Origin of the sequence: Streptomyces sp. LN549 (genome assembly GCF_043203805.1) — a bacterium.
GTDB lineage: Bacteria > Actinomycetota > Actinomycetes > Streptomycetales > Streptomycetaceae > Streptomyces.
The window spans coordinates 3,560,921-3,583,313 of record NZ_JAZHRI010000002.1; the positions used below are offsets into that span (position 1 = coordinate 3,560,921).

The 22,393-nt window shown below is 70.9% G+C and carries 17 protein-coding genes; 6 read left to right on the forward strand and 11 right to left on the reverse strand.

What is annotated here, in order from left to right; genetic code table 11:
* Positions 1–8: 8 nt before the first annotated feature.
* The 4 genes from mfd to SH922_RS15945 all read right to left on the reverse strand — a co-directional run bounded on the left by mfd (position 9) and on the right by SH922_RS15945 (position 8,120).
* Positions 9–3,539: a transcription-repair coupling factor gene (gene mfd / locus SH922_RS15930; protein WP_393058615.1), complete on the reverse strand. Its 3,531-nt coding sequence runs from the start codon at positions 3,537–3,539 to the stop codon at positions 9–11.
* A gap of 266 nt (positions 3,540–3,805) precedes the next feature.
* The gene (locus SH922_RS15935) at positions 3,806–6,385 is read right to left on the reverse strand and encodes an ABC transporter permease (RefSeq protein ID WP_393058616.1); all 2,580 of its coding nucleotides are present in this window, start codon (positions 6,383–6,385) and stop codon (positions 3,806–3,808) included.
* A complete protein-coding gene (locus SH922_RS15940; protein ID WP_148019058.1) occupies positions 6,382–7,170 on the reverse strand; it encodes an ABC transporter ATP-binding protein in 789 nt (262 codons plus the stop codon). Before SH922_RS15940 ends, SH922_RS15935 begins: the two co-directional genes overlap by 4 nt.
* A 338-nt stretch (positions 7,171–7,508) precedes the next feature.
* The gene (locus SH922_RS15945; RefSeq protein ID WP_393058617.1) at positions 7,509–8,120 is read right to left on the reverse strand and encodes a TetR/AcrR family transcriptional regulator; all 612 of its coding nucleotides are present in this window, start codon (positions 8,118–8,120) and stop codon (positions 7,509–7,511) included.
* Positions 8,121–8,194: 74 nt separating this feature from the next.
* On the opposite strand from SH922_RS15945, the gene SH922_RS15950 reads away from it, so the two are divergent.
* Together SH922_RS15950 and SH922_RS15955 are read left to right on the forward strand one after the other, a co-directional pair.
* Positions 8,195–8,887, forward strand: a complete 693-nt coding sequence (locus SH922_RS15950; protein WP_393058618.1) for an NAD(P)-dependent oxidoreductase — start codon at positions 8,195–8,197, stop codon at positions 8,885–8,887.
* The gene (locus SH922_RS15955) at positions 8,884–9,288 is read left to right on the forward strand and encodes a pyridoxamine 5'-phosphate oxidase family protein (RefSeq protein WP_393058619.1); all 405 of its coding nucleotides are present in this window, start codon (positions 8,884–8,886) and stop codon (positions 9,286–9,288) included. The genes SH922_RS15950 and SH922_RS15955 overlap by 4 nt, the downstream gene beginning before the upstream one ends.
* 166 nt (positions 9,289–9,454) lie before the next feature.
* Here SH922_RS15955 and SH922_RS15960 read toward each other — a convergent pair whose 3' ends face one another.
* Positions 9,455–10,339 carry an aldo/keto reductase gene (locus SH922_RS15960; protein WP_393058620.1) on the reverse strand — a complete coding sequence of 295 codons (885 nt, stop codon included), beginning with the start codon at positions 10,337–10,339 and terminating at the stop codon, positions 9,455–9,457.
* A gap of 14 nt (positions 10,340–10,353) precedes the next feature.
* Positions 10,354–11,295, reverse strand: a complete 942-nt coding sequence (locus SH922_RS15965) for an NAD-dependent epimerase/dehydratase family protein (protein ID WP_393058621.1) — start codon at positions 11,293–11,295, stop codon at positions 10,354–10,356.
* 70 nt (positions 11,296–11,365) lie between these two features.
* On the opposite strand from SH922_RS15965, the gene SH922_RS15970 reads away from it, so the two are divergent.
* Positions 11,366–12,277 (forward strand): LysR family transcriptional regulator, encoded by a 912-nt coding sequence (locus SH922_RS15970; RefSeq protein ID WP_393058622.1) that lies wholly within the window; start codon positions 11,366–11,368, stop codon positions 12,275–12,277.
* A 32-nt stretch (positions 12,278–12,309) separates the two neighbouring features.
* On the opposite strand, the gene SH922_RS15975 is transcribed toward SH922_RS15970, so the two are convergent.
* On the reverse strand, positions 12,310–12,930 hold the full coding sequence (locus tag SH922_RS15975; protein ID WP_393058623.1) for a helix-turn-helix domain-containing protein: 621 nt from the start codon (positions 12,928–12,930) through the stop codon (positions 12,310–12,312).
* Between the two features lie 338 nt (positions 12,931–13,268).
* On the opposite strand from SH922_RS15975, the gene SH922_RS15980 reads away from it, so the two are divergent.
* Positions 13,269–14,717, forward strand: coding sequence for an NCS2 family permease (locus SH922_RS15980; protein WP_393058624.1), 1,449 nt, complete (start codon positions 13,269–13,271; stop codon positions 14,715–14,717).
* 152 nt (positions 14,718–14,869) lie between these two features.
* Here SH922_RS15980 and SH922_RS15985 read toward each other — a convergent pair whose 3' ends face one another.
* The gene (locus SH922_RS15985; RefSeq protein ID WP_393058625.1) at positions 14,870–16,327 is read right to left on the reverse strand and encodes an MFS transporter; all 1,458 of its coding nucleotides are present in this window, start codon (positions 16,325–16,327) and stop codon (positions 14,870–14,872) included.
* A 172-nt stretch (positions 16,328–16,499) separates the two neighbouring features.
* On the opposite strand from SH922_RS15985, the gene SH922_RS15990 reads away from it, so the two are divergent.
* On the forward strand, positions 16,500–16,955 hold the full coding sequence (locus SH922_RS15990) for a MarR family winged helix-turn-helix transcriptional regulator (RefSeq protein WP_393058626.1): 456 nt from the start codon (positions 16,500–16,502) through the stop codon (positions 16,953–16,955).
* Between the two features lie 90 nt (positions 16,956–17,045).
* Here SH922_RS15990 and SH922_RS15995 read toward each other — a convergent pair whose 3' ends face one another.
* The 3 genes from SH922_RS15995 to SH922_RS16005 all read right to left on the reverse strand — a co-directional run bounded on the left by SH922_RS15995 (position 17,046) and on the right by SH922_RS16005 (position 21,550).
* Positions 17,046–17,939, reverse strand: coding sequence for a cellulose-binding protein (locus tag SH922_RS15995; protein WP_393058627.1), 894 nt, complete (start codon positions 17,937–17,939; stop codon positions 17,046–17,048).
* A 192-nt stretch (positions 17,940–18,131) separates the two neighbouring features.
* Positions 18,132–20,567 (reverse strand): SUKH-4 family immunity protein, encoded by a 2,436-nt coding sequence (locus SH922_RS16000; RefSeq protein ID WP_393058628.1) that lies wholly within the window; start codon positions 20,565–20,567, stop codon positions 18,132–18,134.
* A 5-nt stretch (positions 20,568–20,572) separates the two neighbouring features.
* Complete coding sequence (locus SH922_RS16005) at positions 20,573–21,550, reverse strand: SMI1/KNR4 family protein (protein ID WP_393058629.1); 978 nt, start codon at positions 21,548–21,550, stop codon at positions 20,573–20,575.
* A 304-nt stretch (positions 21,551–21,854) separates the two neighbouring features.
* Between SH922_RS16005 and SH922_RS16010 the strand changes: the two genes are divergently transcribed.
* A complete protein-coding gene (locus tag SH922_RS16010) occupies positions 21,855–22,388 on the forward strand; it encodes a YwqJ-related putative deaminase (RefSeq protein ID WP_393058630.1) in 534 nt (177 codons plus the stop codon).
* Positions 22,389–22,393: the final 5 nt, after the last annotated feature.

Consider the following 22,393-nt stretch of genomic DNA (forward strand, 5'->3'; position numbering starts at 1 on the left):
GGCGACCCTCACGACCCCAGGATCGTCGTCAGGAACTCCCCCGTCCACGCCAGCAGTTCACGTCCCACCACGGGCTTGCCGCCGATCTTGCCGCCGGTGGGGCGCGGGACCAGGATCTGGTGCAGGGCCGGCTTGATGATCGTCTTCGGGTAGAGGCGCTTCAGGCGCAGCTCCTGCGACTCGCGCAGCTCCACCGGGGCGAAGCGGATGTTCGACCCCTGGAGCACGATGTCACCGACCCCGCAGGCGCGGGCCAGCATCCGCAGGCCGGCCACCAGGAGAAGGTTCTCGACCGGCTCCGGGAGCTTGCCGTAGCGGTCGGTGAGCTCCTCGCGCACCGCCCTGATGTCCTCCTCCGAGGAGGCCGAGGCGATCGAGCGGTAGGCCTGGAGGCGCAGCCGCTCGCCGGGGGCGTAGTCGTGCGGGACGTGAGCGTCGACCGGGAGCTCGATCTTGACCTCCAGCGGCGGCTCCTCCTCCACACCGCCTTCGAGGGAGGCCCGGTAGTCCGCGACCGCCTCGCCGACCATGCGGACGTACAGGTCGAAACCGACGCCCGCGATGTGGCCGGACTGCTCGCCGCCCAGGAGGTTGCCCGCGCCGCGGATCTCGAGGTCCTTCATGGCCACGTACATGCCCGCGCCCATCTCGGTGTGCTGGGCGATCGTGGCAAGACGCTCGTGGGCCGTCTCGGTGAGCGGCTTCTCCGGCGGGTAGAGGAAGTAGGCGTAGCCGCGGTCGCGGCCACGGCCGACGCGGCCGCGCAGCTGGTGGAGCTGGGAGAGGCCGAAGTTGTCGCCGCGCTCCACGATCAGGGTGTTGGCGTTGGAGATGTCGATGCCTGACTCGACGATCGTGGTGGAGACCAGGACGTCGAACTTCTTCTCCCAGAAGTCCACCACCACCTGTTCCAGGGCCTGTTCGGACATCTGGCCGTGCGCCGTCGCGATCCGCGCCTCGGGGACGATCTCGCGCAGCCGGGCGGCGGCGCGGTCGATCGACTCGACGCGGTTGTGGATGTAGAACGCCTGGCCCTCGCGGAGCAGTTCGCGGCGGATGGCCGCGCCGATCTGCTTCTCCTCGTACGGCCCGACGAAGGTGAGGACCGGGTGGCGCTCCTCGGGCGGGGTGGTGATCGTCGACATCTCGCGGATGCCGGTGACCGCCATTTCGAGCGTACGGGGGATGGGCGTCGCGGACATGGTGAGGACGTCCACGTTGGCGCGGAGCTTCTTCAGCTGCTCCTTGTGCTCGACGCCGAACCGCTGCTCCTCGTCGACGATGACCAGGCCCAGGTCCTTGAACTTCGTCTCGGAGGAGAAGAGGCGGTGGGTACCGATGACCAGGTCGACGGAGCCCTCGCGGAGCCCTTCGATCGTCGACTTGGACTCGGACTCCGACTGGAAGCGGCTCAGCGCCCGTACGTTGACGGGGAACTGGGCGTAGCGCTCGGTGAACGTGCCGAAGTGCTGCTGGACGAGAAGGGTCGTGGGGACGAGGACGGCGACCTGCTTGCCGTCCTGGACCGCCTTGAAGGCCGCCCGGACCGCGATCTCCGTCTTGCCGTAGCCGACGTCGCCGCAGATCAGCCGGTCCATGGGGACGGACTTCTCCATGTCCTCCTTGACCTCGGCGATGGTGGTGAGCTGGTCGGGCGTCTCCGCGTACGGGAAGGCGTCCTCAAGCTCGCGCTGCCACGGGGTGTCCGGGCCGAAGACATGGCCGGGTGCCGCCATCCGGGCGGAGTAGAGCTTGATCAGGTCGGCGGCGATCTCCTTGACGGCCTTCTTGGCGCGCGCCTTCGTCTTGGTCCAGTCGGCGCCGCCGAGCCGGTGCAGGGTCGGGGCCTCGCCGCCGACGTACTTGGTGACCTGCTCCAGCTGGTCGGTCGGGATGTAGAGCCGGTCACCGGGCTGGCCGCGCTTGGCGGGGGCGTACTCGACGAGGAGGTACTCACGGGTGGCGCCCTGCACCGTGCGCTGCACCATCTCGATGTAGCGGCCGACGCCGTGCTGCTCGTGGACGATGTAGTCGCCCGTCTCCAGCGTCAGCGGGTCGATGGTCTTGCGGCGGCGGGCCGGCATCCGGCCCAGGTCCTTGGTCGCGGTGCGCTGGCCGGTCAGGTCCGTCTCGGTGAGGACGGCGATCCTGAGCTCGTGGTCGACGAAGCCGTGGTCGATGGCGCCGCAGGAGACATGGACGAGGGACGGGGAGATCTCCGCGAGGTCCGCGTCCAGGCGGGCCGGGATGCCTTCGCCGCTCAGCACCTCGACGGTACGGGAGGCGAGTCCCTGGCCCTCGGTGACGTACACCGTGCGCCAGCCGTCGGCCAGCCAGCCCTTGGTGTCGGCGAGCGCGCGGGCGGTGTCGCCGCGGTACGCCTCCGGGGCGTGCATCCGGAGCTTGAGGGTGTCGTCGTCGAGATCCTCGTCCGCGGCGAACGGGGAGATGGACCACCACATCATGTTCAGCTCGCGGGCCCGGTCGCGGACGTCCGCGATGCCGCGCAGCGAGGCCGCGCCGACGTCGATCGGGGCCTCGCCGCCGCCCGCGGTGGCCGCCCAGGACGCCTCCAGGAACTCCTGGCTGGTGGCGACCAGGTCGGCGGCCCGGGTACGGACCCGCTCGGGGTCGCACACGACGGCCATCGAGCCCTTGGGCAGGACGTCGATCAGCAGTTCCATGTCGTCGACGAGGACGGGGGCCAGGGACTCCATGCCCTCGACCGCGATGCCCTCGGCGATCTTGTTGAGGAGTTCACCCAGCTCGGGGTGGGCCTCGGCGAGCGCGGCGGCCCGCTCGCGGACCTCGTCGGTCAGCAGCAGCTCACGACAGGGCGGCGCCCACAGGCCGTGCTCGGCGATCTCCAGCGACCGCTGGTCGGCGATCTTGAAGTAGCGGATCTCCTCGACGTCGTCGCCCCAGAACTCCACCCGCAACGGGTGTTCCTCGGTCGGCGGGAAGACGTCCAGAATGCCGCCGCGCACCGCGAACTCGCCGCGCTTCTCGACCAGTTCGACCCGGGAGTACGCGGCTGCCGCAAGCGCCTCGACGGTCTTGCCGAGATCCGCGGTCTGGCCGATCCGCAGCGCCACGGGCTCCAGATCGCCGAGCCCCTTGACCTGCGGCTGGAGCACGGAACGGATCGGTGCGACGACGACGGAGACGGGACCGGTCTCCGGGTCGTCCTGCCTCGGGTGCGCCAGGCGCCGCAGCACGGCCAGCCGGCGGCCCACGGTGTCGGAGCGGGGCGACAGGCGCTCGTGCGGCAGGGTCTCCCAGGACGGGAACTCCGCGATCGTGTCCGGCGGCAGCAGTGTGCGCAGCGCGGCCGCCAGGTCCTCGGCCTCGCGCCCGGTCGCGGTGACGGCGAGCACGGTCCGCCCGGCGTCCCTTGCCAGCGCCGCCACGGCGAAGGGCCGCGAGGCGGGCGGGCCGACCAGGTCGATGTGCATCCGGTGGCCGTCTCCGGCGGCCTTCACCGCTTCGGACAGCGCCGGGTCATGTACGACGACATCCAGCAGACCGTGCAGGCTCATGAAGGGCTTCCGTCCGGGTAACGAGGGCGAGGTCTGACAGCCGGCTGCTGCCAGGGGGCAACGCGAAGGGCCCGACACGTCAGACGGGCCGGGGTTCCAGCGTACGACTCCGGGGTGGCAGCCGCGTCCGCAACGGGGCTGCGCGCCGCGCCGCAGGGGGACGTAGGTACGGAATCCGGAAAGGCCCCCATGTACGAAATCCGGCCCCGGGGCGTTTGGAGGAACGCCCCGGGGCCGGAACCGTCAGTCTATGCGGACCGCCCGTCTCACCCGTCCGTGGCGATGGCGTTCAGGACGTTCATCCGTCCTGCCCGGAAGGCCGGGACCAGCGCCGCGAACAGTCCGACGAAGGCCGAGGCGACGAACACCGTGATGATGGTCGGCCACGGGATCTCCAGGACGCCGAGGCCCTCCAGGGCCAGCAGCTTCTGGGCCGAGGTGCCCCAGCCCATGCCCAGGCCGAGGCCGAGCAGGGCGCCGAACAGGGCGATCACCACGGACTCCAGCCGGATCATCCGGCGCAGCTGTCGGCGGGAGAGGCCGATGGCGCGCATCAGGCCGATCTCGCGGGTCCGCTCGACCACGGACAGGGCGAGGGTGTTCACGACCCCGAGCACCGCGACGATGATCGCCAGGGCGAGCAGGCCGTAGACGATGTTCAGCAGCTGGCCGATCTGGTCCTTCAGATCCTGCTTGAAGTCGGCCTGATTCTGCACCTTGTACGTCGGGTACGCGTGGAGCGAGTCCTTCAGGGCGGCGTAGGCCTCCTTCTCCTTGCCGTCCTGCGCCTTGGCGAACATGATCATGTTCTGGGGCATCTTGTCGGCCGGGACGTAGCGCTCGGCGGTCGTGGTGTTCATGTACATCGCGCCCTGGTCCACGGTCGTGTCGTCCGAGGTGATCGCGGCGACCTTCAGCTTCGCCGTGTCGCCCGCCTTGAACGCGACGGTGACCGTGTCACCGACCTTGATCCCGTGCTTGGTGGCGTACTCGTCCCCGACCGACATGGCGTTCTTGCCGTACGCCGCGGCCAGCTCACCGGCGACGGTCTCGCGCCGCAGGTCGCTCGGGTACGTCGGGTCGGCGGCGGTGACGTCCTCGTCCGTCGTCGAACCGTCGGGGTTGGTGAGCTTCGCGCCGAGAACCTTGTAGTTCGTGATGTGCTCGATGCCGGGAGCGGTCTTCAGCGCCTTCGCCGCCTGGGGCACGATCAGCTGACCGGGGCCGCCCTGCACGATGAAGTCCGCGCCCACCGACTTGTCCAGCTCGTCCGTGGCCGAGGCGACCATGGAGGAGCCCACCACCGACAGGCAGGCCACCAGGGCCAGGCCGATCATCAGGGCCGCACCGGTCGCACCGGTCCGGCGCGGGTTGCGCAGCGCGTTGCGCTCGGCCAGCCGGCCGACCGGGCCGAACAGCCGCAGGACGACGACGCTGAGCGCCCGTACGACGACCCCGGCGAGCAGCGGGCCGATGACGATGAAGCCGATGAGGGTGAGGACCACGCCCAGGCCGAGGAAGAGGGAGCCGTCGCTCGCCTTGTCCGCCTGCGTCGTCGCCCACAGGGCCGCGCCGCCGGCGCCGGTGAGGACCAGGCCGATGCCGGCCCGGATCCAGCCCGACTTGGCGTCCGCCGGCGTTCCGGCGTCGCGCAGGGCGGCCATCGGGGAGACCTTGCCGGCCCGGCGGGCCGGGATGTACGCGGCGAGGACGGTCACGATGATGCCGAGCGCGAGACCGATCGCGGGGGTCGTCCAGGCGATGGTGAGGTCCTCGGTGGACAGCTCCATGCCCATGGCGCCCATGAGTTTCATCAGCCCGATGGCGAGCCCGACACCCGCGCCGACGCCGAGGATCGATCCGACGATGCCGAGGAGCACCGCTTCGAGGAGCACGGACCGGTTGACCTGCTTGCGGCTGGAGCCGATGGCCCGCATCAGACCGATCTCGCGGGTCCGCTGGGCGACCAGCATCGAGAAGGTGTTGACGATGAGGAAGATGCCGACGAGGAAGGCGATCCCGGCGAAGCCGAGCATCGCGTACTTCATCACGTCGAGGAAGGAGCCCATGGAGTCCTTGTTGGCCTCCGCGGCTTCCTTCTGCGTCTGGAGTTTGTACGCGGTCGAGCCGTCCAGCGCCGTGGCGACGTTCTGCTTCAACTGCGTGTCGCTGACGCCGGGTTCGGCGGTGATGGAGACATGGGTGAAGACGCCGGGGCTGCCGAGCAGCTTCTGCTGGGCGGTGGCCGTGTCGAGGTAGACGATCGCCGCGCCCGGGTTGGTGACCTTGAAGGCGGCGATGCCGCTGATGTGCGCCCTGATGTCACCGGTGACCGCGATGGTGCGCAGCTCGTCACCGATCTTCAGGTCGTGCTTGTCCGCGGTGTCGGCGTCGACCATGACCTCGGTCGGGCCGCGCGGTGCGTGGCCGGAGGTGATCTCCATGGAACGCAGGTCGTTCTGCGTCCAGTTGCCCGCCATCGTGGGGGCGCCGCTCTCGGAGCCCATGTTCTTGTTGTGGCTGTCGACGACCGTGACCGCCATGCTGACGACGGCACCCTCGGCCTTCTTCACCCCGTCGGCCTTCTCGACCTGGGAGACGACGGAGGCGGGCAGCGAATCGGGCTTGCCGTTCTCGGGGGTTTCGGCGACCTTCGCGCTCTTCGGGCTGACGGTGACATCGGCCGACGTCGCGGCGAAGAGCTTGTCGAAGGTGGTGTTCATCGTGTCGGTGAAGACGAGCGTCCCGCACACGAACGCCACCGACAGCAGGACGGCGACGGCGGAGAGCGCCATGCGTCCCTTGTGCGCGAAGAAGTTGCGCATCGAGGTCTTCCAGACGGTCATGACGTCCGCCCGCGCGCGTCGAAGTCCTTCATGCGGTCCAGCACCTGGTCGGCGGTGGGGTTGAGCATCTCGTCGACGATGCGTCCGTCCGCGAGGTACAGCACACGGTCGGCGTAGGAGGCGGCGACCGGGTCGTGGGTGACCATGACGATGGTCTGGCCCAGCTCGTCGACGGACTTGCGCAGGAAGTTCAGCACCTCGGCGCCGGCCCGGGAGTCCAGGTTCCCGGTCGGCTCGTCACCGAAGATGATCTCCGGCTGGGCTGCGAGTGCCCGTGCCACCGCGACACGCTGCTGCTGGCCGCCGGAGAGCTCGGTCGGACGGTGCTTGAGCCGCTCGGCGAGGCCGACGGTCTCGACGACCTGCCGCAGCCAGGCGGCGTCCGGCTTGCGGCCGGCGATGTCCATCGGGAGCGTGATGTTCTCCAGCGCGTTGAGCGTCGGCAGGAGGTTGAACGCCTGGAAGATGAAGCCGATGCGGTCGCGGCGCAGCTGGGTGAGCTTCTTGTCCTTGAGCCCGGTGATCTCGGTCTCCGCGAGGTGGATCTGCCCGGAGGTCACGGTGTCCAGACCGGCGAGGCAGTGCATCAGCGTCGACTTGCCGGAGCCCGACGGGCCCATGATGGCCGTGAACTGGCCGCGGGCGATGTCGACGTCGACGTGGTCGAGCGCGACGACCCGGGTCTCACCGACCCCGTACGCCTTGACGACCTGCCGCGCTCGCGCAGCCACGGCCGTACGCCCTCCAGTGCCCCCGTGCCTGGGAATGGTTACAGCCGTTGTCACGGTTCTTCTCCTATGTCGGTCGGCGACGCGTTGTCGCCGTCTGCTGTGAAGTCTGGTCGCTGGAGGGGGTCCGGCGCGCTGGTGCCCAGCGCAGTCTTCGGGTGGGGTTTTCCCCACCCCGCCCCCTGTGGTCTGCCGCAATCGCGGTGCGATCTCGGTACATGACCACGCTACGGAGCGGGCGGGTCCCGGCACGTCCTCCGCCGGGAGGAACGGCCCCTGGCCCGAAGTAGGGAGCTCCCCCTAGGGGTCTGGGCCCCTGGGTGGAGAGGTCTCTCAGGGGCTGCGCCCATGGGTCCACACCCCTGGGTGGAACGGCAGGGCCGGCAGGGAGCGCTTCAGGGCCTGCGGTCTGCTCCGGTGCGCGGCCTCGGGGCCAGTGCCGCGCGCAGGGCCGGGGTGAGGACGGTGCGCGTCTCGGCCGGGGTGAGGGCGGCGGGGGTGGCGAGCGGATTGAGATAGCGGGTGTAGATCAGTCCGCCGAGGATCGTCACGACGGCGGTGGCACGGGCGGTCGCGTCCCGGCCGCCGAGAAATTCAACAAGCCGGGCCAGCAGTTCGCGTTCCAGGTACTCGCGGATCACGTCGGCGGCCTCGTCGCCCTGCGCGGTCAGCCGGCGGAAGTCGGCGTCCTCCCACAGGTCCGTCACCGCGTCGATCAGCCGGCCGGGGAGCGTGGCCGGGTCGCCGCCGAGGACCTCGTCCACGGCCAACGCGTTGGCGCACTGGAACTGCATCACGTCGGCGAACAGGCCTTTCTTCGACCCGAAGTGGTACGCGATCAACGCCGGGTCGACCCCGGCGGCCCCGGCCACCGCGCGCAGGGTGGTGGCCCGGTAGCCGCGCTCCAGGAACAGCGCACGGGCCACCGGGACGATCGACTCGCGGGTCGGCGGATTCCCGCGGGGGCGGCCTCGGGTGCGGGCTGAGGCAGGGGCGGCGTTATTCATCAGCGTTGAGCCTGCGTTTCGTGATCGGCACAGTCAAGGGCGTTCCTGCCACCACACAAAGGACCATCGTCACCATGCGTATCGCAGTCTTCGGCGCCAACGGAGCGACCGGCAGCCACCTCACCGAACAGGCCCTCGCCGCCGGTCACGAGGTCGTCGCCGTGACCCGCCGCCCCGGCTCCCTGCCCGCACGGCCCGGCCTCACCGTGGCCGTCGCCGATGCCACCGATCCGGCGGCCGTCGACGCCGCGATCGGCGGCGCGGACGCCGTGCTCTCCGCGCTGGGTGCACGGTTCAGCAAGGAGAGCATCAGCACGTACTCGGCAAGCGCCACAGCCATCACCGCAGCCATGGCCCAGCACGGCATCAAGCGTCTCCTGGCCATCAGTTCCAGCATCGCCGACCCCGACTGGCAGCCCACCGGTGCGCACTTCTTCAACCACGTGCTCGACCCGCTGGTGAACCGCCGCCTCGGCCGCACCCTCCACGAGGACATGCGCCGCATGGAGGACGTGATCCGCGAAACCGGCCTCGACTGGACCCTCGTACGGCCGTCGGGCCTCTTCGAGCACCCCGTCGTCACCGACTACCGCACCGAACGGACCAGCGCCGACGGCGTCTTCACCGCCCGTGCGGACCTCGCCGCGAGCATGCTGCGCGAGCTGACGGAGCGGCGCTACGTCCGTACGGCCATGGGCGTCATCACCACCGAGGTGAAACCGAACATCGCCAAGCTGATCTGGAACGAGGCGGTGAAGAAGAAGTGAACCCGACTGGCATTGCACTCTCCGCAGCTGCCCGGGAGTTCCTCACGCTCCCCCGCACGGCCGCCTTCACCACGCTGCGCCCCGACAACACCCCGCACGTCACGCCCGTCCGCTTCACCTTCGACGCGTCCACCGGTCTGGCCCGGGTGACCACCAGGGCGGGAGCCCGCAAGGCCCGCAACGTGTCGGCGGGAGGCGTGGCGGCCCATGTCGCACTCTGCCAGGCGGACGGCTTCCGCTGGATCACCGTCGAGGGCCGGGCCACGGTCAGCGACGACCCCGTACGCCTGGCCGAGGCGGTCGACCGCTACACCGCCCGCTACCGGGCGGCGCCACCCGCTCCGCCGGACCTGGTCGTCGTCGAGATCGCCGTCGACCGCGTCCTGAGCCTCGGTCTCTGACCCCGTTCCGCATGGATCCCGTTCCGCATGGATCCCGTTCGGCATGGACCCCGTTCGGCATGGACCCCGTTCGGCATGGATCCCATTCGGCATGGATCCCATTCGGCATGGATCCCATTCGGCATGGACCCCGTTCCGCGTACGTCCCGTGCGGAACGCATCTCCACTACGGAGCGCGAACGTCGTCCAGTCGCGCGGCCTCCGCCTCGCTCAGCTCGATCTCCGCGGCCCCGGCCGAGTCCTGGATCGATGCCGGGCGACTGGCTCCCGGCACGGGAATGACCGCCGGGGATCGGGCCAAAAGCCAGGCCAGGACGACTCGTTGCGGACTGACCCCGTGCTCGGCCGCGATGTCGTGGAAGGCGGTGCCCGCGGAGGTCGGCCCGGGAGGGCCGTCGAGTGAGCTTCGGGTGATGCCGCCCAGCGGACTCCACGGCAGGAAGGCGAGGCCCAGTCGCTCACTCAGCCGGAGCTCCGGCTCGCTGCCGCGTACGGCGGGCGAGTACTGGTTCTGTACGGAGACCAGGCCGTCGCCGAGGATGGCGTGCGCCTCGCGGATCTGGCCGGTGGTCACGTTGGAGATTCCGGCGGCCCGGATCGTGCCGGCGTCGAGCAGGTCGCGCAGCGCTCCGACGGACTCGGCCCAGGGCACGGCCGGATCGGGCTTGTGCAACTGGTAGAGGCCGATCGCCTCGACGCCCATGCGCCCGGCGGAGGCCTCGGCGGCGCGCTTGAGGTGCTCGGGGGTGCCGGTGACCGTCCAGCTGCCGTCGCCGGGCCGGCCGCGGCCCCCCTTGGTGGCGACCAGGACGTCGGATGTGTCGCCGCGGTAGCTCCGCAGCGCGCGGGCGACGAGGAGTTCGTTGTGGCCCCGCTCACCGGCATGCCAGTGGTAACTGTCGGCGGTGTCGATGAGCGTGACGCCCGCGTCGAGGGCGGCGTGGAGGGTGGCGATGGCCCGCCGCTCGTCCGGGCGCCCCTCGATGGAGAGGGGCATGGCGCCCAGGCCGATGGCGCCGACCGTGATGTTCCCGATGGTGCGCTGTCGCATGACGGGTGTGCTCCTCAGGCCGCGGGGGTGGTGGACGCGGTGACGGACTCGGCGACAGCGCCGGGCAGCCAGTCGACGGTGCGGGAGAAGACGAAACCCAGTGACTTCGCCCGGTTGTTGCTCATGGCGTAGTACCGGTCGGCGGAGAACGGGCCGGCCGGCTCGCCTGCGGCGACGGTCCGGTACGCGGGCTGCCGGCCGGTTTCCGCGGCGACGGCGGCCGCCACGTCGCGCACGTCGAGCAGTCCGTCGGAGCAGGCATTCAGCGGGCCGGTGAAGCCGGTGGCCGTTGCCGCCCACTGGAGCAGGTCCGCCAGTTCCTCATAGTGGATGAACACTGTGGGCTGCTCCCGCGCGTGCACGACGATCTCCGTGCCCCGGGCGAGGCGCTCGACGTAGTACGCCAGGCGCCCGGTGAACTCCCGGGCACCGCCGCCGAGTACGTGGGCGCTGCGCACCGAGGCGAACGCGAACCGGCCCTCCCGGGTGAGGACGGCCTCCGCCTGCCGCTTGCCCTCGGCGTAGTGGGCCTCCAGAAAGGCCTCGTCGTGCCAGGGCAGGTCCGTGCGCACCGGCCAGGCCGCGGGATCGACGCGCTCCTCCGGCACCGGGGTGTCCTGCACGGCGGCAGGCAGGGCGGCGGTCGCCGGGTCGTAGACCTCGATCGTGGACGTCATGACGTAACGCCGGGTTCGGTCACGGAAGGCGCGGACGGCGATCGCGGCCTGCACCGGGGTGTAGCAGACCTGGTCGACGACCACGTCGAAGGTGCGCGTGCCGAGCGCGGCGGTGAGGGCGGCCTCGTCGTCGCGGTCGGCGACGAGGTGCTCGACGCCCGGGGGCGGCGGGGTGGAGCCGCGGTTGATGACCGTGACCTGATGCCCGGCGGCGTGCAGCCGCCGGACGAGGAGCTTTCCGAAGTACCGGCTACCGCCGATGACGCAGATCCTTTGCATGCCCCCATCCTGGGGACGTACGGTCGCCAGCAGAAGTGCTCACTTACTGGCTACGCATTAAGGAAAACTGTTGATCGATGTGCAGCGGCTCCGCGTCCTGCGGGCAGTGGCGGAGCACGGCAGCTTCAACCGGGCGGCGGCAGCCCTGCACCTCACCGCCTCGGCCGTCTCGCAGCACGTGGCCGCTCTGGAGCGCGGCCTCGGCTCCCAGGTCGTCACGCGCAGCACGCGCGGGGTCAGCCTCACCCCGGCCGGCCGGATCATGGTCGGTGCGGCCGAGTCGGTGGCCGCCGAGATCGAGCACGCACGGCAGCAGGTCACCGAGCTCGGCACGGGCCGGGTCCAGCTCACCGTCGCCACGTTCACCAGCGGCGGCAGGCTGTTGCTCCCCGGCGCCCTCACCGAGCTGACGGCTGCCCACCCCGAGACCGTCCTCCATGTAAGGGAGTTCGAGCCCGAGGACAGCCTGCCTCTGGTCCGCCAGGGCGCCGCGGACCTCGCGCTCGCCTACCACTTCGACGGCCCGCTGCCCGGGCAGTCGGGCAGCGGCCCCGCCCTGGAGTGGACCGCGCTCATGGACGACCCGCTGCACGTGGTCCTGCCCGAGGCGCATCGTCTGGCCGGCCGCGAGGTGCTCGACCTGGCCGAGCTGGCTGCCGAACCCTGGGTGCTCGGCTGCCTCAGGACCGAGGCGTACCTGCGTCGTTACGCCGAGAGGGCGGGCTTCGATCCGGAAGTGCGCGGCACGACGACCGACTACTTCTTCGCCCGTTCGCTGGTCGCCGCGGGGATGGGGGTCTCGCTGATCCCTTCCATCGCGCTGACCCCGCAGGTGCCGGGCCTGCGCACCGTCCCGGTCAGGCCGCCGGCCCCGGCCCGGCACATCGGTGTGGCCACAACCGGCCACCGCCGCGCCCATGCCGAGGTGGCGGCTCTGGTGCGGGCCCTCCAGAGGCAGGCAGCGGAGCCGGCCGGGCACTGAACCGCGAGAGGGGTTCCGGCCCTGCCGGGAGGCTACGACTGCTCGGCCAGCCTGGCCCAGAAGTGGTCGACGATCTCCTCGACGTAGCGCCGCCCGTCCTCGCCGGAAGCGGTGGCGCCACTGGCCCGGCTGAGGGTGGCCGCCATGAGGGCCTGGTACTCGTGGTACATCGAGTCCAGCGGCTCGTGCAGCTGCTTGCGGTCCACGGAGACGAGCTTGGCGATGGCGCGAACATGCGCCTGCCACCGGGTGCTGACGGCTTCGGTGAGCAGGCGGGCGAGTTCGTCCTCGTGCCCGGTGACGGCGACGTGGTCGCGCGGCGGGAGGCGGAGCAGGCTGCCGAGTTTCGCGGACTGCCTCTGGTCACCGGTCCACTGACCGGTCTCCTCCATACGGACGTAGGCGTCCAGGGGAAGACCCGTCCCACGAGCAACGTCCTCGGCCGACAGCCCGCAGGCGACGCGGTGCTCGCGCAAGGTACGCGGGTGCCCCATGATCTCGCTCGGGTGACACCACAACGCGCCTGCCAGCGCCGCGAGTTCATGCGGATCGGGCAGGGCCGTGCCGCGCTCCCACGCCGCGATGTGTTCCGGGCTGACGTGAGCCGTCCCGAAGGAGGCCCTCATTGCGTAAGCGACGTGGCCGTGGGCCATCCCGAGCTTCTCACGCAGGGCTCGGGCAGCGCGCGCATTGAAAGGGGGTGGTGGGTGCACGCACAGAACGTATGGGCATCGTCACCAGAAAATCCACGACCGCTGTCGCCTGAATCACGGTTTGGCTCATTAGATCACCGGCGATTCCGTAGGAACCGACAGTCTGTTTCGAGTCATCAACAACGGTATGCGGTAGAGCCCTTGAGCGTGCAGCCATGGCACGTATGATCCGCTCGCAAGGCGCCGCATGTGTGTTCGCACAACTGCCTGTCACCTGTGCCGGGCAGCAGCGGCTCCCCCCTTCCCCCTTGTCCGTTGCAGGCCCAGGAGACGTATCCATGCACCCCAGCAAGACCAGCCCGGCCCCCATACCACCGACCAGATCCGGTGATGGTGCCCTCGACCGGTTCTTCCGCATCACCGAACGCGGATCGACCTACGGCCGGGAAGTTCGCGGTGGCTTCGCCACCTTCTTCACCATGGCGTACATCCTCGTGCTCAACCCGATCATTCTCGGCGGCGCGAAGGACAAGTTCGGCGACCAGCTGGACACTGTGCAGCTGGTGACCGCCACCGCCCTCGTGGCGGCGGTGATGACCCTGATCATGGGCGTGGGCGGTAACCTGCCGCTCGCCCTGGCCGCGGGCCTGGGCCTCAACGCTGTCGTCGCGTATCAGGTCGCCCCCCTCATGGCCTGGGACGACGCGATGGGCCTCATCGTGCTCGAGGGCCTGCTGATCTGCGTACTCGTGGCGTCAGGCCTGCGCGAAGCGATCATGCACGCCATCCCACAGGCTCTCAAGCAGGCCATCAGTGTCGGCATCGGCCTGTTCATCGCGTTCATCGGTTTCGTCGACGCCGGGTTCGTCACCCGCATTCCGGACGCCGCGAACACCACCGTTCCCGTCCAGCTCGGCAGCGGCACCCTCACGGGCTGGCCCATGCTCGTCTTCTGCCTCGGCGTGATCATGACGATCGTCCTCCTCGCCCGCAAGGTCAAGGGCGCCATCCTCATCAGCATCGTCGTGATGACCGTTCTCTCCATCATCATCAACTCGATCGCCGACGTGAAGTCCTGGGGTCTGACCGTCCCCTCCATGCCCGACAAGCCCGTCGCAGCGCCCGACTTCGGGCTGCTCGGCCAGTTCGACCTGCTGGGCTCGTTCGGCGAGATCAGCGTCCTGACCGTCATCCTGCTCATCTTCACGCTCATCCTGTCGGACTTCTTCGACACGATGGGCACCGTCGTCGGCGTCACCGCCGAAGCCGGACTCCTCGACGAGCGGGGACAGGTGCCGGGTCTGGGCCGGGTCCTGCTCATCGACGGTGCGGCCGCGGTCGCCGGCGGTGCCGCGTCCGCGTCGTCCGCCACCACCTATGTCGAGTCGGCCGCAGGTGTCGGCGAGGGCGCCCGCACCGGCTTCGCCAACCTCGTCACGGGCGGCATGTTCGCCCTGGCCCTCTTCTTCGCCCCGGTCCTGACCATCGTGCCCATGCAGGCCGCATCGCCCGCACTCGTCGCGGTCGGATTCCTGATGATGACCCAGGTCAAGCACATCGACTGGGACCGCTACGACCTCGCCATCCCGGCGTTCCTCACCATCACCGTCATGCCGCTCACCTACTCCATCACCAACGGCATCGGCGCCGGCTTCGTCTCCTACGTCATCATCAAGGCGTGCCTGGGCAAGGCCCGTGAGGTCCACTGGCTGCTCTGGGGCACCGCGGCACTCTTCCTCGTCTACTTCGCGATCGACCCGCTGCAACAGCTCCTCGACCTCAAGTAGTACGCAGGCCGTTGCCGAGGCGGCCCTCCCCGGACGCGAACCGCGCCACCCCGGAGGACCGCCTCGCGGGCTATGACGCCGAACTGCCCGGCTCCGGGCCCCTTGTCGGGGACGGAGCCGGGCAGTTCGGCTTTGCGGGACCGCGGGCCGGGTCAGCCCTTCGCCGCGGCCACCTCCGGCGAGGCGGTCTCGTCAGCCGTCTCACCGGCGACGGCGGACGCGCGGACTGCCGGGATGAACGCCGAGATCAGCACGGCGACGAGGGCGACGCCGCAGCCGAACATCAGGCCGGTACGGAACCCGGCCTCGGAGGTGAAGCTGTAGCCGGCCGTCTCCGTGGTCATCTGCGCGAGGACCGCGCCGATCACGGCGGCACCGATCGACGTGCCGAGCGCGCGCATGAGGGTGTTGAACCCGTTGGCGGCGGCCGTCTCGGACGCCGGGACCGAGCTCATGATCAGGGCGGGCATCGCCCCGTAGGCAAGGCCGACACCGCTGCTGCTGACCATGAGGAACAGCATCAGGCCCCAGGCGGAACCCATCAGGAGAATCCCCAGGCCGTAGGCCGCGGCGATGACCAGCACACCGCTGATCAGCGTGAACTTCGGACCGCGGGCGTCGGTGAGCTTTCCGCCGAACGGGGAGACGATCATCATCATGATGCCGCCGGGGGCCATCCACAGGCCCGCCTGGAGCATCGACTGACCCAGGCCGTAGCCGGTGGCCTCGGGGAACTGCAGCAGCTGCGGCGCGATCAGCATGCCGGCGTACATGCCGAAGCCGACGAAGAGCGACGCGATGTTGGTGATGAGCACGCGGGGGCGGGCCGTGGTGCGCAGGTCGACCAGCGGGTCCTTGGTCCACAGCTCCCAGAAACCCCAGGCGATGAGCACCACGACGGCGGCGACGAACAGGCCGATCGTCGTCGAGGACGCCCAGCCCCACTCGGCACCCTTGGAGACGGCGAGGAGCAGGCAGACCAGACCGACGGCCAGGCCGAGGGCGCCGGGCATGTCGAAACGCTGCCCCTTGGCGGCGGCCGGGACGTCCGGGATCAGGAACCAGACCAGCGCGGAGATCGCGAGGGCCAGCACGGCGGAGCCCCAGAACAGCACCCGCCAGTTCGCGTACTGGGCGACCGCCGAGGCGATCGGCAGGCCGAGGGCGCCGCCGATCCCGAGGGAGGCACTGACCAGGGCGATGGAGGAGCTCAGCTTCTCCCTCGGCACCACGTCACGCAGCAGGGCGATGCCGAGCGGCACCATGCCCATGCCCATGCCCTGCAGACCACGCCCGACGATCATGGGGACGACGGTGGACGAGAGCGCGCAGACCACCGAGCCGGCGAACAGCGGCACCGAACACACGAGCAGCATCCGGCGCTTGCCCAGCAGGTCGCCCAGCCGCCCGGAGACCGGCACGCACACCGCCGAGACCAGCAGGGTGACGGTGATCACCCAGGCGGCGTTGGAGGAGGACGTGTCGAGGAGCTTCGGCAGCTCGGCGATGAGCGGCGTGACCAGGGTCTGCATGACCGCCGCCACGGTGCCGGCGAAGGCGAGCGTGGCAACCACGCCGCCTGATCTGGCTGTCGGCTGGGGGGCATCCATGAGGAGAGACTCCTTGGGGTCGTGGTCCCGTCTACCGGGACAGCGACGTGCATCGTACATGCCCAATGTGTCATACACATCATGTGCCCACTGCACACCTCATGAGAGCATGAGCCGCCGCTCAGAACCCGACGCGCGACCGATGCCGGCGCAGAAGCAGGAGGCCGCAGACATGCCGAGACCCACAGAAGAAGTTGAGTACGAGCAGATGCTGCTCGGCCGCCACAGCCTCGCCGACCACCGGGGCGGACGCCACAAGTACGCCCTCCTGGACCGGAGCGCCTACATCCTGCTGAGCCGCCTCCGCGTCCAGGGCCCCATGTCCAACGGCGAACTGAGCGACGCCTTCGGCCTCGACGCCTCCACCCTCAACCGCCAGACCGCCGCCGTGACACGCGCCGGACTGGCAGAACGCATCGCCGACCCCGACGGCGGCATGGCCCGCAAGTTCCGCATCACCGAGGAGGGCGCCAAGCTCCTCGACACGGAACGCGAACGCGTCGTCCACTCCCTGGACGAGGTCATGAACGACTGGCCGGACGCCGACATCGCCGCCTTCGCCGGCTACCTGAAGCGCTTCAACAGCAGCATCGAGCAACTCTCCAAGCGCCCCTGGCCGCGCCCCTGACCCGGCCGCCGCACGCGACCGCCCCGCCGACGGCGGGGCGGCGACCGGACCGAGCCGGCGCTTCCGGCCCCACGACGCGGCGCGGGCCCCTCAGTCCTCCGCCGGAGCCACCCGCCCGGTCAGCGCCGCCAGCGAGTTACGCACATGCGCCATGTGCGCCTGCACGTCCTCGCGCCCCTCCTCGTGCTCGCGCAGGATCCGCTCCGTCTCCCGCACCACCCGCTCCTCACGCACCCGGGCCTCCGCGATCAGCTCCGCCCCCTGCGCCTCCGCGTCCTCCTGGCCGTGCCGCGCGGCCTCCTCGGCCTCGGCCAGCGCCCGCCGCGCTCCGGCCAGACCGGCCTCCGCCCGCTGCGTCAGCTCCACGTGCTCCGCCGACTGTGCCGCCTCGGCATCCGCAAGCTCCTGCCCGGCGGTCTTCCAGCGCTCGCCGTGCTCCTGCTCCTGATGGGCCAGCACACTCGCCGTACGGCTCCGGGTCGCCGCCATCGCGGCCTCCGCCTCCTCGCGCACCTGCGCCGCCTCCAGCCGGGCAGCGGCCAGCGCTTCACCGGCCGCGCCCTCGGCAGCGGCCAGCACCTGCTCGGCATGGCCCGCCGCGGCCGACCGCATCGCCTCCGCGTCGGCCCTCGCGGACTCGCGCAAGGTCCGCGCCTCCGCGTCCACCTCGTCCCGCAGCGCCTGCGACTCCTCCTGGGCGGCGGCCCGAACGCTCTCCGCCTCGCCCTCGGCAAGCGCCAGGATCTGCTGCGCCCGCTCCCCCAACGACGCGTAGTCCTGCGGCGCCAGCGCGGCGACGGCCTCGTCCAGCCGGGCCGACTCGGCCACCAGCCGCTCCGCCAGCGCCGTCAGCCGCGCCACCTGCTCCAGCGCCCCGTCCCGCTCCGCCGACAGCGCGGCCACCATCCGGTCGACCTGCTCCGGGCGGTAACCACGACCGCGTACGCCGACGAAGCCGTGCGCGGACACCGGTGCAGAACTCATCCTTGACGCCTCTTTCCGACTACCGACCATCGAGCAATACGTCAAGGATGCGGCAATTGGCCCAGAAGTCGGAATCGATTCGATGCTTTCCGGACGGAAGCGACAGGCATCACAGGTCACAGAAGGGGTGTGGCGCCCCTCCCCCGGAGGGAAGGGGCGCCACACCCCGGCACTACCGCGAGGACCGGCCCGTCAGATCAGCCCGTCCCACATCTGCTCCAGCAGCACCGACCACCAGCTCTCCGACGACGCCAGAGCCGCCGGGTCCAAGGCCACCAGCTGCGCCTGGAAATCGACCGTCCAGCGGCCCGCCTGCTCCGGATTCAACCCGAACCGCAGCCGCCACATCCGGCCCAGCAACGCCATACAACGCACGAACTCCGGCAGTCCCGTATTCACGAACTGCGGCGGCACCGACTGCCCGCCCGGACCCGCCTCCACCGGCACGGCCACGATGTTCGCCGTCCCGTACTGCACACAGATCGCCCGGCCGAAGTCCGAACCCATCACCAGGTACGACCCCGCATCAGGAGCCGCCTGCACCTGCCGCTGCGCCGCCAGTTCCGCCAGCGTCGGCACCACGGGCTGACCCGGCTGCGCCCAGAAGAACGGACCGAAGTCGGCGGGCAGCCCCGCCCACACCAGCGTCCGCGCCACGATCTCCGGCACACCCTGCCGGGACACGGCTCGCTGATCGAAGCGCAGCACCCCCTGCGGGCCGAACGTCTGGAGCATCTCCTCCGCGACGGCCTCCGGCGGCACCTGCATCGCAGGCGGCACCTGCGGCAGCGGAGCCCGCACCGGCGCCGGACGCGCCGGACCGTCCGCGACCTGGTGCAGCTCCCCCTGATGCGTGAGCAGATGCTGCATGCCCTGCTGCCGGCTCGCGTGATCCGTGCCGTACGGAGCGACGCTCGTGATCCGCACCTGCGGCCACGTCTCCCGGATCATCCGAGCGCAGTAACCACCCGGCAGCTCGCACGACTCCAGCTCCGTGTGCAGCTCGATGACCTGCTGCGGCGGCACGTTCATGGCCCGCAGCTCGTGCAGCATCTGCCACTCGGGGTGCGGAGTGCCCGGCGCCGAACGACGGATCAGCTGCTGCTCGCTGCCGTCCGGCGCGCGAAAGCGCAGCACGGCCTGGTAGCCGGGACCAACGGTCGGCTGACCGGCCGGCGCCTGCGGATAGCCGTACGCCGGCGGGGGAGTGTGACCCGGCGGCGGTACGGGCCCCGGGACCCCGCCCATCGGCGCACCCGGCGGACCGGGCGGACCCGGCGGACCGGGCGGCCGCGGAGCCGACGGCCCGACCGGACCCGGCTCGGCGAACATCGTCGCGGCATGGTGCACATTGCCGCCACCGGGCGGCGGCGTGGAACCGGGCGGCGCCGGAGGCGCCGGAGGCGGCGGCGCACCGGGAACCCCGGGCGGCCGCGGAGCCGACGGCCCGACCGGACCCGGCTCGGCGAACATCGTCGCCGCGTGGTGCACGTTGCCACCGCCGGGCGGCGGCGTGGAACCGGGCGGCGCCGGAGGCGCCGGAGGCGGCGGTCCACCGGGCGGGCCCAGCTGCGACACGAGCTGCGTCGGTACGTACCCGCCCGCCGGAGCACCCGGCGTACCCGGCCCCGAGGGCGGCGGCAGCGGCGCACCGCCCGGCCGGGCGCCCGGAGTACCCGGGGCACCGGGCGGCGGCGGAGTCGTCGAGCCACCGCCACGCGCACCGCGCGGCGGAACGACCGCCTTGCTGGTCGCCTCGTCCGAGATGTCACCGGCACCGGCACGCGGGCCCGGACCGGCGACACGGTTCGGCGCAGGACTGCTCGGCGCAGGAGCCGGCGGCGGAGCACCGGGACCACCGTGCACGGGCGCGGCCGGGGCCGCAGGACCGCCCTGCGGGGGCAGCCCATGAGCGATCGCAGTCGGAGGCAGCTGGCTGCCACCCGACATCAGCGCCGTCGGCGCGTCGGCCGACACCACCCGGGGCGGCGCGCCTTCGTCGTCGGCACCCGAAAGCGGCGGCGCGAACACGGTGGCGGGCAACCCCACCTCGCCCTCGTCCGAGCCCGCATTCGTGTCGGTACCCGCCCACGGAGTGGCCCCGAGGGGCGGCTGCGGCGCGGACGCCTGCACAGCCGAGGAAGCGGTGGGCTCATACGGAACCGGCCCACCCTGCGCAGCAGGGGAAGAGGCCGGGGCCGCGGGGGCGGGGGCGGGCGGAGGTGTCCGGTCGGCCGCTTCCGCCCGCCGGTCCGGGATACCCAGCTTGTCCGCCGCCTCCTGGAGCCACTCCGGCGGGCTCAACAGGAACGACGTCTGATTCAGGTCGATACGCTGCGGCGGCTCCGGGGCCGGCGGCGCACCGTCCAAGGACCCGTACTCCTCCTCGTACCGCCGGATCACCTCACCCACCGGCAGCCCCGGCCACAACGTCGCCTCGCCGCTGTCCCGGGCGATCACCAGCCGCTGCCGGCCACCGTCCGAAACCGGGCCCTCGGCACGGTCCTCGGCCCACACCACGAAGCCCAGCTCGAACTCACGCACCCGCACCTCACGGTGCTGGTACGCCGGAACGTCGCCGTTGACCCACTCGTCCGCGCGCTCCTGCGCCTGCGCAAAGGTCACCATCGCGCTCACCCCTCCACCGGGACAGCGCGCGCGAAGCCGCCGTCCACCATCAGGTTCGCCACCGTCTCCAGCTCCGGCGGATTGCCCGCGAGGCGCTGGAGAAACGCGTCGAAATCAGCGCCGCACGGCAACAGGAGCCGTTCCACCCGCTCCTGCACGCTCCAGCCGTCCTGGTCACGCGCGTCGTCGTACGCACAGAACCAGACCGAACCGATGCCATCCCCCCGGACCTTCACCGCGAGAATGCCGCCCTGAACGAAACCGACCCCGAGATAGTCCTTGGTCAGATGGTCCCGCAGGCACTTGTTCACGTACACCAGGTCGTTCACGCCGGCTTCCTCGCGCACCGTGAAGAACGGCTGGTCGACCAGAAGACCGAGTTCCGCGTCCAGCGCCGCACCCACCGGGGCCGAACCGCCCGCCGCCTTCAGGAACGAGCGGTACGCACCCGGCAGCCGGTAGCCGAGGTCCTCCTCGACACCCTGGATCTGCTGCTCGCTCACCGCCACGGCGCCCTTCGGCAGCCGGAAGTGCGCGGGCCGGGTCTCCTGCAGCGGACGCGTACCCCGCTTGTTCTGATCCACCGCGGTCGTCGCCAGGCCGCCGTGATGCCGCAGCAACGCCTTCACCTCGACCGGAACCAGCTCCATCCGCCGGCCGCCCGGCACGTGATGCCAGGTCCAGCCGTGCGGAGTGGCCACGGCGGGAATCGTGCCCCACAGTTCGTGCCCGCTCGCCGCCAGCGCCGCGTTCGCCGACACATAGTCCGTGAGCCGCAGCTCGTCCACACCGAACCCCTGCGGAGGCTCGGCGATCTCCGCGGCGGCGCGCGCGTACGGCGCGAACTCCGGGCAGCCGTTCCCGTCCATGCGCACACCTCTGGGGTGGCGGGACGCCCGGACCGGATCCGGGAAGTGCACGAGCTGCCCGGCGTAGGCCGCGTTCGGTGGCGCGGCTTGCTGCCCGAGCCGACCTGTCGTCATGGCGGTTGCCCCCTGCTGCGTCTGGCTGATGAGGACCGACCTGCCCACGGGGGCGGTCCAGGCACAGCCTATGCGGTGAGCCCGTAACAGACCCCGCCCCTCCGCCCCACGACCACATCCGTCACCAACCGTCACAACGGCGTGACGGACGGGCGACGAACAGGCCACTGAGTCGCGACACGCAGACACGTTTCACCGACCCAGCTTTCACAGGACCCGACACATTTGGCAGGCTGTCACCCGCATACACGGGGGCGTGCACATCCGGCAGCAGCCGCTGCGGGCACGGGAGGGACACAGCACCATGCACACCGCACACTCTGCACAGACCGTCACCACCGGGGACCCACGACTCAGCTGGAGCAGCAACGAGACCGGCCACACCCCCCGGCTGACCCACCGCCGCGACGGCATCCTGCCCGCGGTGGCCGCAGCGCTGTCCGTACGCGGCGAAACCCTCACCTGCACCGCGGGCAAGGGGGACCAGCCGCCGGTACTCCACCACCTCGTCCAGGACTTCCTCGACACCCTCCCCAGCGGACAACGCGAACGGTTCACCGGCCGCTGCCCCGAGGCCATACTGCTCTCCCGGCACCTCACCGCCGCCGAAACCGGCCGCTCCAAGCGAGCCCAGCGCAAGCCCCTCACCAACGGCGAGGCCCGGCGCGCGCTCAAGCACGCCCGGCTCACCGCACGCCGCATCCGCGAGGACGGCGACCCCCTCCACGGCAGCTACGCAGCGCCCTGCCGCTCCTGCTCCGTCATGCTCGCCCACTTCGGCGTACGTCCCGTCGACCTCACCACGACCGGAACGGCGACCACCGCCGAGAAGGGCTGACCACG

What these genes read in the sequence shown, in the direction of transcription:
- SH922_RS15985 (WP_393058625.1), bottom strand. Translation starts at nt 16,327, where the DNA reads ATGGATGCCCCCCAGCCGACAGCCAGATCAGGCGGCGTGGTTGCCACG.
- SH922_RS15995 (WP_393058627.1), bottom strand. Translation starts at nt 17,939, where the DNA reads ATGAGTTCTGCACCGGTGTCCGCGCACGGCTTCGTCGGCGTACGCGGT.
- SH922_RS16010 (WP_393058630.1), top strand. Translation starts at nt 21,855, where the DNA reads ATGCACACCGCACACTCTGCACAGACCGTCACCACCGGGGACCCACGA.
- SH922_RS15935 (WP_393058616.1), bottom strand. Translation starts at nt 6,385, where the DNA reads ATGACCGTCTGGAAGACCTCGATGCGCAACTTCTTCGCGCACAAGGGA.
- SH922_RS15950 (WP_393058618.1), top strand. Translation starts at nt 8,195, where the DNA reads ATGCGTATCGCAGTCTTCGGCGCCAACGGAGCGACCGGCAGCCACCTC.
- SH922_RS15965 (WP_393058621.1), bottom strand. Translation starts at nt 11,295, where the DNA reads ATGCAAAGGATCTGCGTCATCGGCGGTAGCCGGTACTTCGGAAAGCTC.
- SH922_RS15960 (WP_393058620.1), bottom strand. Translation starts at nt 10,339, where the DNA reads ATGCGACAGCGCACCATCGGGAACATCACGGTCGGCGCCATCGGCCTG.
- SH922_RS15975 (WP_393058623.1), bottom strand. Translation starts at nt 12,930, where the DNA reads ATGGCCCACGGCCACGTCGCTTACGCAATGAGGGCCTCCTTCGGGACG.
- SH922_RS15980 (WP_393058624.1), top strand. Translation starts at nt 13,269, where the DNA reads ATGCACCCCAGCAAGACCAGCCCGGCCCCCATACCACCGACCAGATCC.
- SH922_RS16000 (WP_393058628.1), bottom strand. Translation starts at nt 20,567, where the DNA reads ATGGTGACCTTTGCGCAGGCGCAGGAGCGCGCGGACGAGTGGGTCAAC.
- SH922_RS16005 (WP_393058629.1), bottom strand. Translation starts at nt 21,550, where the DNA reads ATGACGACAGGTCGGCTCGGGCAGCAAGCCGCGCCACCGAACGCGGCC.
- mfd (WP_393058615.1), bottom strand. Translation starts at nt 3,539, where the DNA reads ATGAGCCTGCACGGTCTGCTGGATGTCGTCGTACATGACCCGGCGCTG.
- SH922_RS15990 (WP_393058626.1), top strand. Translation starts at nt 16,500, where the DNA reads ATGCCGAGACCCACAGAAGAAGTTGAGTACGAGCAGATGCTGCTCGGC.
- SH922_RS15945 (WP_393058617.1), bottom strand. Translation starts at nt 8,120, where the DNA reads ATGAATAACGCCGCCCCTGCCTCAGCCCGCACCCGAGGCCGCCCCCGC.